The sequence below is a fragment of the Paraburkholderia sediminicola genome, from assembly GCF_902859805.1.
GTDB lineage: Bacteria > Pseudomonadota > Gammaproteobacteria > Burkholderiales > Burkholderiaceae > Paraburkholderia > Paraburkholderia sediminicola.
In genome coordinates, this window is the sequence record NZ_CADIKC010000004.1 from 567,100 (window position 1) to 582,718 (window position 15,619).

The 15,619-nt window shown below is 62.9% G+C and carries 13 protein-coding genes; 7 read left to right on the top strand and 6 right to left on the bottom strand.

The features are described 5' to 3' along the window. Window positions 1-47: 47 nt before the first annotated feature. Together R8871_RS18555 and R8871_RS18560 are read right to left on the bottom strand one after the other, a co-directional pair. The gene (locus R8871_RS18555; protein WP_175051740.1) at window positions 48-1,934 is read right to left on the bottom strand and encodes an ATP-binding response regulator; all 1,887 of its coding nucleotides are present in this window, start codon (window positions 1,932-1,934) and stop codon (window positions 48-50) included. After that, a complete protein-coding gene (locus tag R8871_RS18560) occupies window positions 1,904-2,446 on the bottom strand; it encodes a molybdopterin-dependent oxidoreductase (RefSeq protein WP_175051816.1) in 543 nt (180 codons plus the stop codon). Before R8871_RS18560 ends, R8871_RS18555 begins: the two co-directional genes overlap by 31 nt. 305 nt (window positions 2,447-2,751) lie before the next feature. On the opposite strand from R8871_RS18560, the gene R8871_RS18565 reads away from it, so the two are divergent. Then, on the top strand, window positions 2,752-3,699 hold the full coding sequence (locus tag R8871_RS18565) for a phosphoribosyltransferase (RefSeq protein ID WP_175051741.1): 948 nt from the start codon (window positions 2,752-2,754) through the stop codon (window positions 3,697-3,699). A gap of 7 nt (window positions 3,700-3,706) precedes the next feature. Here the strand turns inward: R8871_RS18565 and R8871_RS18570 are convergent, their stop codons facing one another. Further along, window positions 3,707-5,419 carry an ATP-binding domain-containing protein gene (locus R8871_RS18570; RefSeq protein ID WP_175051742.1) on the bottom strand — a complete coding sequence of 571 codons (1,713 nt, stop codon included), beginning with the start codon at window positions 5,417-5,419 and terminating at the stop codon, window positions 3,707-3,709. Between the two features lie 245 nt (window positions 5,420-5,664). Between R8871_RS18570 and R8871_RS18575 the strand changes: the two genes are divergently transcribed. Then, a complete protein-coding gene (locus R8871_RS18575) occupies window positions 5,665-6,291 on the top strand; it encodes a glutathione S-transferase family protein (RefSeq protein WP_175051817.1) in 627 nt (208 codons plus the stop codon). Window positions 6,292-6,426: 135 nt separating this feature from the next. Beyond that, entirely contained in the window at window positions 6,427-7,005 is a 579-nt protein-coding gene (locus tag R8871_RS18580) for a Fur family transcriptional regulator (protein WP_175051743.1), read from the top strand. 113 nt (window positions 7,006-7,118) lie between these two features. On the opposite strand, the gene R8871_RS18585 is transcribed toward R8871_RS18580, so the two are convergent. Then, the gene (locus tag R8871_RS18585) at window positions 7,119-7,631 is read right to left on the bottom strand and encodes a response regulator (RefSeq protein ID WP_175051744.1); all 513 of its coding nucleotides are present in this window, start codon (window positions 7,629-7,631) and stop codon (window positions 7,119-7,121) included. Between the two features lie 498 nt (window positions 7,632-8,129). Here R8871_RS18585 and R8871_RS18590 point away from each other — a divergent pair, with 498 nt between their 5' ends. Continuing rightward, on the top strand, window positions 8,130-8,852 hold the full coding sequence (locus tag R8871_RS18590; RefSeq protein ID WP_175051745.1) for a ribonuclease activity regulator RraA: 723 nt from the start codon (window positions 8,130-8,132) through the stop codon (window positions 8,850-8,852). Between the two features lie 13 nt (window positions 8,853-8,865). On the opposite strand, the gene R8871_RS18595 is transcribed toward R8871_RS18590, so the two are convergent. Continuing rightward, window positions 8,866-9,657, bottom strand: coding sequence for a TetR/AcrR family transcriptional regulator (locus R8871_RS18595; RefSeq protein ID WP_175051746.1), 792 nt, complete (start codon window positions 9,655-9,657; stop codon window positions 8,866-8,868). Between the two features lie 75 nt (window positions 9,658-9,732). Between R8871_RS18595 and R8871_RS18600 the strand changes: the two genes are divergently transcribed. The 3 genes from R8871_RS18600 to R8871_RS18610 all read left to right on the top strand — a co-directional run bounded on the left by R8871_RS18600 (window position 9,733) and on the right by R8871_RS18610 (window position 14,086). Next, complete coding sequence (locus R8871_RS18600) at window positions 9,733-11,280, top strand: MDR family MFS transporter (RefSeq protein WP_175051747.1); 1,548 nt, start codon at window positions 9,733-9,735, stop codon at window positions 11,278-11,280. A gap of 448 nt (window positions 11,281-11,728) precedes the next feature. Next, a complete protein-coding gene (locus tag R8871_RS18605; RefSeq protein ID WP_175051748.1) occupies window positions 11,729-12,754 on the top strand; it encodes a hypothetical protein in 1,026 nt (341 codons plus the stop codon). 258 nt (window positions 12,755-13,012) lie between these two features. Then, window positions 13,013-14,086, top strand: a complete 1,074-nt coding sequence (locus R8871_RS18610; protein WP_175051749.1) for a TAXI family TRAP transporter solute-binding subunit — start codon at window positions 13,013-13,015, stop codon at window positions 14,084-14,086. 22 nt (window positions 14,087-14,108) lie between these two features. On the opposite strand, the gene R8871_RS18615 is transcribed toward R8871_RS18610, so the two are convergent. Next, window positions 14,109-15,548, bottom strand: a complete 1,440-nt coding sequence (locus R8871_RS18615; RefSeq protein ID WP_175051750.1) for an aminotransferase-like domain-containing protein — start codon at window positions 15,546-15,548, stop codon at window positions 14,109-14,111. Between the last annotated feature and the right edge of the window lie 71 nt (window positions 15,549-15,619).

Below are 15,619 nucleotides of genomic sequence, written 5' to 3' on the forward strand. Positions count from 1 at the left end.
TGCTCAGGTTGAGCCCTCCTCCAACTGCGTTTCTTCAAGGCGTCACGTCACACCGTATGCCGCGAAGCCAGGGCTCGCTGCAACGCGCTGCGCAGCTCCTCGTAATGTACTGGCTTTAATAACGCTTCAAAGAACGGCTGCAAGCCGGCCTCTTCCGCTTCCCCCGCCGCACCACTTGCCCCACTTGCCCCACCCGCACTACCTACGCTATCCGCCTCCGGCGCATACGCGCTCACCACGATCACCGGAACACCCGACGACGGTCCTCCACGCGCCGCGAAATCCGCAAGGAACGTATAACCGTCGCGATCCGGCATATGCAGATCGAGCAATACCACGTCACAGCGACGCGCGTCGAGCCACGCAAGTGCATCGTCGGCATTGGAGACGGCGTGCGCGTCGAAATCCATGTGCGCGATCATTTCGCTGAGCGACTCGCGAATCAGCCGGTTGTCGTCGACGATCAGCACGCACGGGCGCGCACCGCCTGATTCGGCCTGCGCCGCCACGCCGGGCGGCGCGGCTGCCGCAACCGGCGTGACCGGGATCGTCACCGTAAAGGTCGTGCCTTCGCCCACCGTGCTCGCCACCTCGACGGTGCCGCCGAACAGCTTGACCAGCCCCTGCACGATCGCGAGTCCCATCCCCGCGCCCTCGAAGCGGCGCGCGCGCGACGCGTCCAGTTGCGTGAACTCCTGGAAAATCAGCGGAATCTGCGCCTGCGGCACGCCCGGCCCCGTATCGCTGACGACGAAAATCAGCACCGCCGGCCGCTGCCTCAATTGCACGCGCACCGTGCCGGTTTCGGTGTAACGGATCGCGTTGGTGACCAGGTTGTTGACGATCTGGCGGATGCGGTGCGGATCGGAGTCGACGAGGCCGCTCATGCCGCTCGCCTCGCTTTCCAGCTTGAGGCCACGCGCGGCGGCCGACATCGCGTGTTCGTCGACGATCGACGCCAGCAACTCGCGCGGCTCGAAATGCTCGTGACGCAACTCGAGCTTGCCGGCGCCGAGGCGGGCGTAGTCGGTCAGGTCTTTCATCTGCGCTTCCAGATGCCGCCCTGCGGTTTCGAGCCGCTGAATGACCTTTCGATCGGCCTCGGAGTGATAGTTGAAGCCCAGCAATTCGATCGACGACACGATCGCATGCAAGGGCGTGCGCAGTTCGTGGCTGATCATGCCGAGAAACGCGTCCTTCGCGAGACTCGCCTCGCGCGCCGCGCGGCTCGCCTGATGCTCTGCGTCGAGCGCCGCGTGCTGCTGATGCATCAGACGCGTGCGGCGCCGGCCGTTGAGTACCAGCAGCGTGGTCGCGGCCGCCGACAACAACAGCAGCAACAGGCCGCCCGCGAACAGCATGCGGCGCTTATCGATGAAATCGCGGTTCATCGCCTCACGGTCAGCCACGTCGGCGAAACGGCGGCTCAACGCGAGGTCGTTGACCTCGTTCCAGTGCTGGCGCAACTCCACCACAATCCTGTCGGCGCCGCTGCGGTCCTTCGGCAACGCGTCGACCTCAGGCTGAATCCCGTCCAGCAAATGATCGAGCGACTGGATTTCCTCCTGTTGCCGTTGCAGCAGCGCAAGCTGAGTAGTCAGTCTGCGTGTCGAACCGGCCATCACGTGCAGCTTCGATTGCAGCAGCTGATAGCGCAGCACGAGCCGCTGATAGTCGTCGTCGACGCCGGATTGATATAGCAGCAACTGGTTCTCGAAACGCGCGTAGGCGATCTGCAGTTGCGCGGCGTCCCAGTAAAAACCATCATATTGACCGGTCAGCGGTTCGGTGGCGCGTGGATTCAGCAGGTTCGCGTACAACAGATAGCCGATCGCGCCGGCCGGCGCCGCAAGCGCGGTCAGCCAGATCAACACATAGAGGACACGACGCCAGGGGCGGCGTGTTATTTGACGATGAGTGCCTTGATCTGCCATACGAATTTAGAATCGCCCGCCGCGCCCATGAGTTCATCGGGAAACGCGTCGCGCGGATAGATAAGAAACAGCGGCCCGAAGTCGCTGATCTTCAGGCGCTGGCCGTTCATGCTGTACGCAACGACCACGCCGTAGCGATCGCAGTCCGACACCGGAATGGTGTATGTGTAGTCGTCGAGCGTATGGATCTCGACCGCGCTGCCGGATGCGCCGACTGTCTTCAGGATATCCGCGAGCAGCGGTCCTGTGAAGGTGGAACGTGGCGTCCAGGTGGTCGCGGTCGTAATCGAATGAGCCGGCAGCGCGAGCAGTTGTGCCTCGGTGAAGTGATACAGCTGGTGCGCCGCATCGTTGGTCTTGCTGATCTTGCCCTTCACGTCGAGCGATAAGGGCAACGACTCTGCGTGTGCCTGCATGCTCCACGCGGCGAGTCCAAGGATCAGACCCAGCCCCCACCCTACGCACCTGATCGCGCCTTTCCTGCCATTCACCGCTATGCTCACCTTGGTCATCTGTCTGGTCATTCCATCGTTTGTTATTTTGCGGACGGCGGCGCTGCCGGCTTAACCGGTCAGCGAACCTGCAACACCCTCGTGGTCGCCCTTGCTCTTGCGCTTTTCCCGCGGCCGCAGCGGTCTTTGCGACACGCCCCGTCCGGCAACACGCGTCACCCCGACGCGCGATCTTTGAACCGCATGCATAATATCGCCAAAATTCTTCGTCTCAAAAACGGGGGCCTGCCGCAGCACCGCGCCGCGCGTCGCTCTCCGTCTACAGGACACCTGCCCTACGCGCGCACCGCGACGCCCTGAGAGTCATGAACAAGCCGGTTTTGCCCCTGACGTACGAACAACTCGATCACTGGATCGAGTCGCTGCAACCTGCGTTGCTGGCGGAGCGTTTCACCATGGCGATCGGCATTCTGCGTGGCGGCGCGCCGCTTGCGCTGATGGTTTCGCATGCGGCCGGCACGCCCGTCGCCTTCCTTCGATACGACCGCCAGTCACGCACGGTCGCCTGGGATTCGACGCTGCCGATTCCGCCCGCCGGCTCGAAAGTGCTGCTGTGCGAAGACATCGCGGGGCGCGGCTTTACACTGACCGATTGCATCGCGTTCCTGCAGCATCATGGCCTCGACGTCAGAACACTGACCGCCGCGGTCGACGACCTGAGCCGCACGCAACCCGACTATGCGATCGACGCCCGCGGCTACTTCGCACTGTTTCCCTGGGAGCGCCAGGCCTACACCGAGCGTTATCGCGAGGACTGGGAACGTGTCGAAGCGGGCACCGCGCCCGCCATGGCCGACGATCACGAATACGCCACCTACGCGATCGACCTCGACGGCATCCTGCTACCCGACGTACCGCTCGCCCGCTACGACGAGGATCTGGCCGCGGCGCTCGCCGAACGCGACGCGCTGCTACCGTTCGAGGTGCTGCCGGGCATCGATCTGCAACGCGTGCGCACGATCATCACCGGGCGGCCGGAACTGGATCGCGCGCGCACGGAAGCGTGGCTCGCGCGGCACGGCTTCGGTCATATGCAACTGGTGATGCGCACGCCCGGCACCCACGACGAAAGTGCCGCCGGCACCGCCGCTCACAAGGCTGCGGCGGCATTGCGCGGCGGCGTCACGCACTTTGTCGAAAGCGATCCGGTGCAGGCGCTGCTGATCGCGCAGCAGGCGCCGTTACTGCGCGTGATCTGGTGGGACGCGCTTACGCAAACCGGGATGCTGGTGGGTGCGCGCGCGTGGACGTGAGCGGCGGCTAGGCTTCCTTCGCCTCTCTGAGTTCTTTGGTTTCTCTGAGCTCTTTACCCTCTCTACCATCACGCAGATGCAGATGCCGCGCGGCCCGCTGCGAGGCGACGATGATCAGTTTCAGCGTCGCACGCGTGGCGCCGACGAACAGCTTGCGCGCAATCCGCTCGTCGAATAGTTCGAAGTCGACCTCCGTGAGAATCACGCACGGCGCCGACTGTCCCTTGAAGCGATAGATCGACTCGAACAGCACGTCTCCTTCGCGATACTCCGGGTTGCCGAACAGATCGTACTTGCCCGTGAAACTGCGCAACCGATGCGGTCCGAGATGATCCTGCGCGGTCATCGCCGAGCCTTCACGGCCGCGAAACGAGAGCACCGCAATATCCTGTTTGCGAAAGCCGAGCGACAATGCCTGCGTGATCGCCCGCTTGGTTGCCTCGATGCTGCCTTCGGCGGCGTTCGCTTCGTCGTAGACGGAAAGCGAAATATCGGAGCCGTCGAACGGACTGCCCGAGGCGAGACCTGCCGCGACCGGCACCGAAGCGCCAACCACGTCGCGCACATAATCGAGAATGTCGCGCGGACTGCGGTAGTTAGTCGTCTCTTTCAGCGTGGTCCAGCCGTGTAACTCGACCGGCTCGCGCATATACAGATTCTGCAGCGGATCTTCGAGCCACCACCACGCGGCGCCCGGCCGCAACAGACGCTCGAGTGCGGCCACCCACGGCTGCTGGAAATCCTGTCCTTCGTCGACGATCAGCACGTCGAATTGCCAGCGCGCGTCGATCGGCGTTTCGGCGAAAGTCGTTTCAAGCTGCCTGAAGACGTCGCCGGACTGAAAATCCGGCTCGCGGCCCGCGTCGCGCGCGATCCAGTCGCATAGCTGGTGATAGTTCGCCACCTTGGCCTCAGGCGGCGCGACCCGCGCAATGTGATCCGCGAGCGGCCGGTTGAAACACACGTACAAAGGGCGCTGGCCACGCGCCGCTGCGTCCTTCATCACCTGCACCGCCAATTGAGTCTTGCCGGAGCCGGCCGTGCCGATCACGCGCAGCCGGAACGGGGAAAACTCGAGCCGTCGCGCCCAGGTCGCGAGCCCTCCGGCCAGACGCGTGACAAGCGTGCCGGCCTGGCCGACCAGTGCGCTGGCGTCAGGCGTCAGCGAAAGTTCGTCGGCGAGAAAGTGATGGATTTTCGGTGCGCAGGCAAGGCGTGCTTCGTCCGCCGGCAAGGCTTCGCGAATGATCGCGGCAAGCCGGTCCTTACGCGTCGCGTCGACGATCCGTGCGGGATTCACGCCGGCAATCGCCGCATCCTTGACGATGTGGTCCGGGCAATACAACAGTTCTTCGATGAAATACGTACCCGCGCCGAACGCCGCAGTGAAGCGCCGATGCAGCGTTTCGACGGTATGCGCAAGCGCGATCGCCACATTGCGTTCTGTCTGAAGATAGACCTTGACGAGCCCCTTGGGCGTTTCGCGCAGGAAGCCGGTTTTCTGTTCGACGATCATCACGCGCCCGGCCGGGCTGACGATCACGAAGTCGGCCTCGCCGAACACCGAAAAGTTCTGGTTCAGGCGGGTCCAATGCACGCCGTGATAGACGGTGTAGCCATCAGGAAGCGCTTCTTCCAGCAGGGCGAGGGTTTCGCGTTCGCGTGCCGCCGCGCCGGTGGCGGCGAGGCTCTTCCAGTCGTCGGGGACAATGCGGGCCATGCGATGCCTCGTCGTATTCGGGTGCGCTCATTGTACGCAACGCCCGCACGTTGCCGGCATGGCACATCGGGTGGCAATCGGCTCTCTGTGCTTAAAGCGCTTTGTCCACGCTCCGGGCAACATTTCACGCAGAAGATTGCAGGCTGGCGGCGCGCAAACCCATGCGCATCGTGTATCGTTACTGGCTGAACGCCGCGCGCCGCGCGCGGCTTGCCACCCGTCAATATAAAGAAAGGATTTACCGGATGATCACGATCTGGGGACGCGCCAACTCGGTCAACGTACAAAAAGTTTTGTGGTGTTGCGACGAACTGGTGCTGCCGTACGAACGCATCGACGCAGGCCTGCAATTCGGCCGTAACAACGAGCCCGACTACCTGGCGATGAACCCGACCGGCAAAATTCCGACGCTGGTCGACGACGGCTTCGTGCTGTGGGAATCGAACTCGATCCTGCGCTATCTGGTGCTGCAATACGGGGAATCGAGCCTCCTGTACCCGTCCGAACCGAAACTGCGCGCCAGCATCGACCGCTGGCTCGACTGGTCGCTCACCACGCTGCAACCCGCGGAAAGGCCCGTGTTCTGGGCCCTCGTGCGCACACCCGCCGCCGAACGCAACGCCGACAAGCTCGCCACCGACTTCGGCGCGGTCACGCTGCTGTGGCGCCTGCTAGATAACCATCTGCAAGGCCGTTTCTTCCTCGAGGGCGAAAAGTTCACGCTCGCCGATATCGTGATCGGCGCGTACGCGAAACGCTGGTTCGGGCTGGACGGTGTCGAACGCCCGCCGTTGCCGAATCTGGAGCGCTGGTATTCGCGGCTTGCGACACGCCCGGGATTCAAGAAATACATCGATTTCCCGCTGACTTGAACGATCCGGCGGCGATTAGGCGGTTTTACAGGCGCCTTTACGGGCCACGTCGCGCCGCGGCGCGGTGTCCAGCCACGGCCGGCAGGTACGCCGCACACCGGCACAGCCGAACACGATGGCCTTTATAATCCACGCATGAAGACCGCCAAGCCCGCCGCGACTACCGACAAAACCACGCCTGCCGCCTCCGCTCATCATCATGAGCCGGGGCACATGCACAGTGGCCACGGTGAATCGCAGGAAGCCGCACTGACACTCGCGGAAGAATATTGCCGCGAACGCGGCGAAAAACTCACGCCGATCCGCCGCAAAGTGCTCGAATTGCTGTTGAATTCCGGGCGCGCCACCAAAGCGTATTCGCTGCTCGACGACATGCGCCAGATCCATCCGGGCTCGGCGCCGCCTACGGTTTACCGGGCGCTGGACTTTCTGCTCTCGGCAGGGCTCGTGCATCGGATCGAATCGATCAATGCGTTCACCGTCTGCCACGACCTGACTCAATGCCAGCACGGCATTCTGGTGGTTTGCCAGCAATGCGGCAACGTCACCGAATTGCATCAGCCGAAGCTGCGCCAGGCGCTCGTCGCGCAAATCGAAGACGCGGGTTACCGCCTGGCGAGCGATGAAATCGAATTGAAGGGATTGTGTTCAGCCTGTCAGGCAGCGGAAGCCGCCAGCGCCAGCGCTGCTGCACCGGTCGCCGCCGCCAAATAACAGCGGCGCCTGCAATCAGGTTTGCAATCTGATTGCAGATCGTTTCGCCAGACGAAAGCTTGCGGCCGAAGATCCGGCGGCAAGAAACCGCCTCCGGCCGCGAGGCCGCTTCCTCAGCCTGCCGCGCGAGCGTCGATCGCGTCGTGCAACAGTGTCACGAGGTCTTCCGGCAATGCCGGCTTGGTCATGAAATGCTGGAAGCCTTCGCCGATGCTGCGTAAGCGGTAAGCGTCGTCGGTATGGCCCGTGAGCGCCACGGCCACCGAAGGCGCGTGGTCACCGCGAATCTCGTGATCGCGCAGCCGCTGGATCAGATAAAAGCCATCCATGCCCGGCAATTCGAGGTCGCAGACCACGGCGTCAGGCAATAACCGCATTGCCGCTTCGACGCCCTCTTCCGCATCCGCCACAGCGACAACATGCGCCCCTTCCGCCTTGAGTAACAAGGCCAGCGATTCCCGGCTATCCGGGTCGTCTTCGACGAGCACGATCGTGGCCTGATCGAGCCTCAATACTCCATTCATGTTCTGTTGTTGCTCAAAAAAACCGGTTAGGCCATCAGACTCGGCCAACGTATTACCCTGCTGTTTGCCGCCGATTTGCGCGGCTGCGATATTGCTGTTCATGGCTCCGACTCGATTTCATGCGTCGAGTTGCATGCAGGCCCGCGATTGTAAAACATGGCCTGGGCGCAACGCGTGCGCACAGTAACGCGCCAAAATTGCACGCCGATGAAAAACCGGCCCTCGGCTCCACTACCCTGGCTGACCGATGCCGACACCCGATTCGCCGCGGCGGCTGGTGCAAACCCATGTCCATCGCCTTGCCCGCCTAAGCGGCTGCCCTGACATCCGTGTTCTATTGCGACGCCGACGTTGTTATTTCTCCCGCTCGGCGTTCAGATCCACTCCTCAGGTAGCACGTTGCGTGCCTCGCCGGCTTCGCCGGACTCATCAGATTCGTCGTTACGTCAGCATGGTTGTGCGAGCCTGCTGCACGATCCTCGGCGGCGCTATGATCATGTGCGCGAGATCGCAACGACCGCATTGCGTTTAACCGTTGCGACGCAGCACGTCATATGAGCGCCATCTCTCCGCCCCTAAAACCTGAGGCCGCCCGACACCATGTCCGATCTCGACTCCGCCACGCTCGAAGCACTCCGCCATGTCAGTACCGCCACGCTGACCACCCAATTGTTCAAGCGCGGCTTGCGCAATACGTTCATGCAGGGCGTCGCGCCGCTCGCCGCGCACAGTGGCGCGAATCTGGTTGGGCCGGCCTTCACGCTGCGCAATATTCCCTCGCGCGAAGACATCGACGTGCTCGAACTCTTTGCAGACCCCGAGTACGCACAACGCAAATGTGTCGAGACCATTCCAGCCGGTCACGTACTCGTGCAGGATTGCCGCGGTGAACGCGGCAGCGCCTCGTTCGGTTCGATCCTCTCGCTGCGGTTGCAGGTGCGCGGCGTAGCGGGCATGGTGTCCGACGGTCCGGTGCGCGACAGCACGACGATCGCCGCGCTCGGCATGCCGGTGTTTTGTGCCGGCGCAAGCGCGCCGCCGAATCTGATCCGGCATCACGCGGTGGATATCAATGTGCCGATCGGCTGCGGCGGTGTAGCGGTGTTTCCCGGCGACGTGATCGTGGGCGATGCCGACGGCGTGGTGGTCATTCCGTTCAAAATGGCAGCCGAAGTTGCGCAAGCCGCCAGCGAGCAGGAACAACTCGAAGTGTTTCTCACCGAGCGTATTCGTGAGGGCGCCGCCCTGCCCGGCACTTATCCGCCGGACGAAAAAACCAGGGCTGCGTATGAGGCGTGGCGGCAGAAAAGCAATTCCGTATGAGTCGGGCAGTGTGTCAGTCCGCTTTGCCTGGACCGACGCCCTGCACCAGCAACGCCACCGCATGCCGGGCGATCTCTTCGCTGCCGATGTTGCGCCGCGCGGGATCGTTACGCCACAGCTTCGAGGTGGCCAGCGGCAGAATCGTCATACCCAGCAGCGTGACGAACACGAGCGAAGGCTCCAGTCCCGCATTCAGGCGCCCTTCCTTTTGCCAGCGCGCGATCGCCAACAGCGACGCCTTCTGACTCGCGTCGCCGAACCGTTCATGCATGCGCTGGCGCAGCAGGCCGCCGTCGCTGATCACTTCGCGCACCCATAGCGACGGAAACCACGGATTGTCGCTCGCCGTCTTCACCAAACGCTGCGCGAGTTGCGTGATGGCCGCCACCGGATCGTCGGGATTTTCCTGAAACGGTACGCCGATCCCCGCGCGCAGCGGTGCGAAACGCTCATCGATCAACACGTCGAGCAGTTGATCGCGCGTCTTGAAGTAGTAATGCATCATCGCCGGCGTAAAACCTGCCTCACGGGCAATCTCCCCGAGCGTGGTGTCGACGATGCCCTGCCGCGCGAACAGGGCGAGCGCGGCGTCCAGCAGGCGGCTGCGCTGCTCAGGGCCACGCGCCGCGCCAGAAGGTCTGCCCGGTCGCCGAGTGGGCGCAGACGGCGGCGCGGCAATTGAAACATTCGCCGGATCGCCCGCGACGGCTGAAGCGGGTTTCGAAAGCTTTCGCGCCGCCTTCACAGCGGCCGTGTTGCGCGGTTGGCGTTTCCCTTCCCGGTCATCTGACGTAATCCTTGCCATTGCATTCAATTTGACGAGTGACACAATGTCGCATATATTAATCTCCGAATTAATTAATTTCAACACTGTGCCGCCATGGACCAATCGACAACGACTCAATCCACCGGGCTAACGCTGCCAGATGCACAGCCCGATGTGCAGTCCGGCCCCCAGGCGAATGACCACCCGCCGATCCGGCTGCTGTTTCCGGCGCTGCTGCTGGTCATGCTGCTCGCCGCGCTCGATCAGACGATCGTCTCGACCGCGCTGCCGACCATCGTCGGCGAACTCGGTGGGCTCAACAACCTTTCGTGGGTGGTGACCGCCTACCTGCTCAGTTCGACTATCGTCGTGCCGTTGTACGGCAAATTCGGCGATCTGTTCGGCCGCAAGATCGTGCTGCAGACAGCGATCATCGTGTTCCTCGTCGGCTCCGCGCTGTGCGGCGTCGCCCAGAACATGACCCAGCTGATCGTGCTGCGTGCGCTGCAGGGACTCGGTGGCGGCGGTCTGCTGGTCGTGACGATGGCTGCCATCGCGGACGTGATTCCGCCCACTGAGCGCGGCCGCTTCCAGGGCGTTTTCGGCGGCGTGTTCGGTCTCGCGACGGTGGTCGGGCCCCTGCTCGGCGGCTTTCTCGTCGAGCACCTGTCATGGCGCTGGATTTTCTACATCAACCTGCCGCTCGGCCTCATCTCGCTGGCTGTAATCGGCGCGGTCTTCAAACCGCACGTGCGGCACGTGAAGCACACCATCGACTACATGGGCGCCGCGTTTCTCGCCGGCGCGCTCACCTGCATCATCCTGTTCACGAGCCAGGGCGGCACGATCCTGCCGTGGTCGTCGCCACAACTGTGGTTCACGCTGGGGATGGGGCTGGTGGCGATCTGGGGTTTCATCCATGAAGAGCGCACTGCCGTCGAACCGATCATGCCGCTCGAACTCTTCAAACAGCGCACGTTTTTGCTGAGCAGCCTGATCGGCTTCATCATCGGCGTATCGCTGTTTGGCTCAGTCACGTTCCTGCCGCTCTATCTGCAAGTGGTCAAAGGCTCGACGCCCACGGAAGCCGGCATGCAGATGCTGCCGATGATGGGCGGTCTGTTCGTCATGTCGATGGTGACCGGACGCGTTATCAGCAAGATCGGCAAGTACCGCATGTTTCCGATTGCCGGCACGTTTCTCGTGGCCGTCGCGATGGTGCTGCTCGCACGCCTGCAGATCGACACGCCCATTCGTGTGATGTATATCGACATGGGCATTCTTGGCTTCGGTCTCGGCATGGTGATGCAGGTGCTGATTCTCGCCGTGCAGAACACGGTCGAATTCAAGCACATGGGTGTCGCCACTTCGGGCGCGACGCTGTTCCGTTCTATCGGCGGCTCGATCGGCGTGGCCGCTTTTGGCGCGGTGTTTTCGAACGGCCTTGCCGCTCGTCTGGAAAAACTGATTCCGGCCGACACCGAATTGCCGCACGCGCTCGGACCGGCAGCCATCCACCAGTTGCCTGAGGCGTTGCGCAACGACTATCTGCAGGCGTTTGCTGGTGCGTTGCACACGGTATATCTCTCGGCAGCCTGCGTTGTCGTACTGGCCTTTGCGCTCGCGTGGCTTCTGAAGGATCATCCGCTGCGCAAGCACTGATTCCCTATCGTTCCCCAACGCGTTTCCAACGGGCGTTTTCTGCAAGTGCTTGATGACGAGGTCGAACGCCGAGCGCTTCGACCTCGTTGTGCTTTCATCGTCGCCATTTCGTTCTGCCAATACCGCCAACGCGCCATCGTTGCCAACACCTCTGCACCGTAACTGCGCAAATGGTGTGAAAAAAACCATCAGTCTGTTCGTTTTGCCGACATATGCAGTGTTTCGTCGTACCTACGGATGTGCTCCAGCGCACATAAAGTAGGTGAGAACGTCGATTGACGTTCTCACCGAAACGCCACATATTGCATTTAGCGGCACCGCAAGCGAGGACTTGCGTCCCAGGGTTCTCCAGCGCATGTGGATCGTGGTTTCCGCGGACATTACTCCTGCCTCAACACGATCTGGAGCATGCCGTAACGGCACTGTTTTCCACAGGTGGGTCCACAGTATGTCCACCCAGACAATACTCGGCCATAGTTTCCCGACGCCCTGCAAACGCTGTGGCGGTGCGCTGTACCGGCAAGTCGACTATTGCCCGTATTGCGGCGCCGTGCATCCGCTTGACGGCGGCCCGCACAAGCGTGTCGTGATTCCCGGCAGCCGCGCCAGTGCCGTCAGCAAGACAGCGCAGAAAAACGGCTTCGATCCGACACAGCCGCTTGAAACCGGTCTCGCCGAGCCGGCTGCGGTAACTGGCGGAGAAGCCCCTGTCGAGCCCCCGATGCAAACACCGGTGCTCGCGTCTCCGGATACGCCGATCCCGCCGCTCGCCGATCTACCGCATTCTGCAGGCCGCATCGCGTTCCCAGTGCGCCGGGTGCTGCTCGCAATCGTGGCGATTGGCGCAATCGGACTAGCGTATGTCGCCTTTACACTATTTAGCGACAACCACGAATCGCAGAACGGCAATACCGAGCAGACAGCGGACAATCCTCAGGACGCCAGAACGGCGACCGGCACGATTGCGCCGTACACACCGGCTCAGCCGACGAATCAGTCCGCCGCGGTTAAGCCCGCTGTTCCTGGCAATACCGCCAATCCCGCCAATGCCGCAAATACGGCCAAACCTGCACCGGCAATCCTGGCCACGCCCATCGCGCCGCCGTTGCCCGCAGCGCCTGTAAAACCAGCGGCGCCGCAGTTCCGCGATGCCGCGCAAGCGCTGCAGGCAGCACGTCTGGCCTTCCGCGCCAACGATCTCTCCGCGGCCCAAGCGGCGCTTTCCGCGGCGCAAACGCTCCAACCGGGCAATAGCGACGCGGAAAGCCTGCAAACTGAATTGAAGCCGCTCACCGCGCGCCGCGACGCCGCGTTACAAGCCGCACAACTGTGTGCCTCGCAGCAGTCGTGGAGCTGCGCGCGCCAGCACGCCAATGAAGCGCTTGCGATCGACGCCGGCAACGACACCGCGAAAACGATCCTTGAACGCGTGATTCATGAGACAGGTTGGGTGCCGCTTAAGCCACATGCGTAAACCGGCCTTGCGGTCAGCGGAAAAGTTTGGATACCGAATTTTTCAGCCGCCCGCTCGACCGAATTGTCTGACTGCGCGCATGAATCGTGGCGCGTCCGATTGCATTGGCGTTTCGCGCGTCCTCTGAGCGGCAACAGACGGACATGGCGGGCGCCGCGCATTGAACATGAGAAGGCAAGCCGGCTCACCGGTGCTTCGCTCGCGCCAACGCGAGATACGCGAGAGGCAGTTCAACCCTGACCGATAGGTAGATAAACCATGCTGACGAAACTTCTGGCGGGATGGCTGGGGCTGGTGCTGATGATCGTGTCTTCGTTTGCAGGCGCTGAGGCTGCGCACTACAAGATCGTCACCGGTCCGGAGCGCGGCACGTACATTCAGATCGGCCAGGATCTGTCGAAGTGGGTAGCGCAGCCGGCGGGCATCGACCTGGAAGTGATGGCCTCGAAGGGTTCAGCCGAAAACGTGCAGCGCATGCGCTTCGAGCCGGGCGTGAAGCTCGCGCTAGTGCAGTCCGACGTGTACCAGGCCTACATCGACATGGCCAACGCGGGCAATGCCGACGCGGGCACGGCAATCCGGCCGCTACGGCTCATCATGCCGCTCTACGACGAGGAAATTAACGTCGTGGTGCGCGCGGACTCGCCGATGAAAACTTTCGCCGACATCAAGGACAAGAGCATCAGCGTGGGTCTGCTCGGCAGCGGCACCGCTCAAACTGCCACGACGCTCTATCACCTGATGTTCGGACAGGCGATTCCCGAGCAGAACGTCCAGCACCTGAGCAACGAAGACGCGCTCGCCGCATTGATCGTCAAGAAGGTGGACGTTGCGATTATCGTGGTCGGGCAGCCGGCGAAACTGTTCAACGACATGAATCCCGAACTGCTGCAACAGATCCGCCCGCTGAGAGTCGATCCCAACGCACCGGAAACCACCCGTGCAAAGCAGACGTATTTTCCCACGACACTACGCGCGACCAGCTATCCGAACTGGCTGAAGGAAGATGTCCCCACGCTAACGGTCAAGGCCTTTCTCGTCACTTACGACTACGGTCTGCGCGATACCGTCGGCAATCTGAATCACTTTGCGGACTCGCTCTGCGCCAACTTCGACAATCTGCAGGAGCATGGGCATCCGAAGTGGAAACAGGTGAAACTCGAATTGCCGCCTCTCGTGCGCGGATGGAAATACTACGGGCCGGTGGAAAAACATTTGCGCGCGTGTCTCGCGAACAAGAGCGCGGCGATCAGCGCGACGGCTGCGCAAGCCGCGCAGAAACCGCGCGCCTCCTGTACGGATCAGGAACGTCTGCTGTTGCTGTGCAAGTAAGGTTGCGCGGCGGGGCGCGCGCTCAGGCGTGCGCCTTCGATGCAGCCGACACGTCCATCGCCCGTTGCAGCGCCTCGTACACCTTCGGCCGGTTGCATTGCGACACGTTAAAGCGCAGGAAACCGGCCGCCGATTGCGACGCGCTGAACACATTGCCCGGCGCGAACACCACACTCTCCGCTAATGCGTGACGCGCGATATCGGCGGCGTCGAGCGCATCCGGCAAGCGCGCCCACACGAAGATCCCGCCGCGTGGCCGCGTCCATACTTCAAGGCCGGCATAGCCCAGCCGCCTGATCGTCTCGCCCATGGCGTCCGCCAGCTTCGCGCGCATCGATTCCAGATGCCGCCGGTAGGTGCCGTCCACCAGCAAGCGATGCACAACGCTCGCCGCGAGCTGACCGTTGCCGAATGTGGTGGCGAGCTTCAGATCGACCAGCGGCTCGATCCATTCGCTGCGCGCCGCGATGTAGCCGCAGCGCACGGCTGCGGACAAGGTCTTCGAAAAGCTGCCGATCGAAACCACCCGCGCGAGACCGTCGAACGCGGCAAGACGCGGCGCGGGCTCGTCCTCGAAGTCGGCGAAGATATCGTCTTCGACGATCAGCAGATTGTGCTCACCCGCCAGTTTCAGCAGCCGATGTGCAATGGCCGGCGCAAGCGTGGCGCCGGTCGGATTGTGGATCGCAGAATTGGTCACGTAGAGCCGCGGGCGGTGCTCGATCAGCGCCCGCTCGAATGCCGCCAGATCCGGACCGGACGGCGTATAAGGCACACCGACGATGCGCACACGATGCGCGCGCAGCAGCGCCTGGAAGTTGAAGTAGCACGGATCGTCGATCAGGACCGTGTCGCCGGGTTCGAGCAGAAAGCGGCAGACGAGATCGAGCGCGTGCGTGCCGCCGTCGGTCAGCACGATCTGCTCGGGCGGTGCGTCTACGCCATGCTGCGCGAGCCGCCAGGCGAGTTGCTGGCGCAGCGCGGGCAGACCGAGCGGGCTCGCATAGTCGGCGAGCGGCGACTGCGGATCGCGCGCCACGGCACGCAACGCGCGGCGCACGCCGTCTTCCGGCAGCCACGAAGACGGCATCCAGCCGCAGCCCGGCTTGAACACCTTCGCACCGGCCTCCAGCGACTGCCGCGTGAGCCACAGCGGATCGACCTCGCGATCCAGCCGCGGCCCGAGATCGGCGAGCGCAAGCGGCGGCGCATGGCCGGACACGAAAAAGCCGGAACCGCGCCGCGCCACGATCACCCCTTCCGCGACCAGCCGGTCGTACGCTTCCACCACGGTCGACTTCGACACGCCGAGCGTCTCCGTCATCACGCGGATCGACGGCACGCGCGCGCCTGGCATCAACGAACGGCTGGCGATGCGCTCGCGCAAACTGTCCATCACCGCGCCGACCCGCGTGCCGGCTGGTGCGCCCAGGGGCGCCCGGTTGGTATCGCTTTCCGCCATCTGTACTGCTCCATGTTCGGTACAGTTTGTACGAATTGTACTGATCCGTAGCTTACCCTTTGCAGCCCGAA

Bases quoted from the DNA above. Each gene is read 5' to 3' on its own strand.
- R8871_RS18555 (WP_175051740.1), bottom strand. From the start codon at position 1,934: ATGGCAGATCAAGGCACTCATCGTCAAATAACACGCCGCCCCTGGCGT.
- R8871_RS18590 (WP_175051745.1), top strand. From the start codon at position 8,130: ATGTCCGATCTCGACTCCGCCACGCTCGAAGCACTCCGCCATGTCAGT.
- R8871_RS18575 (WP_175051817.1), top strand. From the start codon at position 5,665: ATGATCACGATCTGGGGACGCGCCAACTCGGTCAACGTACAAAAAGTT.
- R8871_RS18570 (WP_175051742.1), bottom strand. From the start codon at position 5,419: ATGGCCCGCATTGTCCCCGACGACTGGAAGAGCCTCGCCGCCACCGGC.
- R8871_RS18600 (WP_175051747.1), top strand. From the start codon at position 9,733: ATGGACCAATCGACAACGACTCAATCCACCGGGCTAACGCTGCCAGAT.
- R8871_RS18605 (WP_175051748.1), top strand. From the start codon at position 11,729: ATGTCCACCCAGACAATACTCGGCCATAGTTTCCCGACGCCCTGCAAA.
- R8871_RS18560 (WP_175051816.1), bottom strand. From the start codon at position 2,446: ATGACCAAGGTGAGCATAGCGGTGAATGGCAGGAAAGGCGCGATCAGG.
- R8871_RS18585 (WP_175051744.1), bottom strand. From the start codon at position 7,631: ATGAACAGCAATATCGCAGCCGCGCAAATCGGCGGCAAACAGCAGGGT.
- R8871_RS18610 (WP_175051749.1), top strand. From the start codon at position 13,013: ATGCTGACGAAACTTCTGGCGGGATGGCTGGGGCTGGTGCTGATGATC.
- R8871_RS18565 (WP_175051741.1), top strand. From the start codon at position 2,752: ATGAACAAGCCGGTTTTGCCCCTGACGTACGAACAACTCGATCACTGG.
- R8871_RS18580 (WP_175051743.1), top strand. From the start codon at position 6,427: ATGAAGACCGCCAAGCCCGCCGCGACTACCGACAAAACCACGCCTGCC.
- R8871_RS18595 (WP_175051746.1), bottom strand. From the start codon at position 9,657: ATGGCAAGGATTACGTCAGATGACCGGGAAGGGAAACGCCAACCGCGC.
- R8871_RS18615 (WP_175051750.1), bottom strand. From the start codon at position 15,548: ATGGCGGAAAGCGATACCAACCGGGCGCCCCTGGGCGCACCAGCCGGC.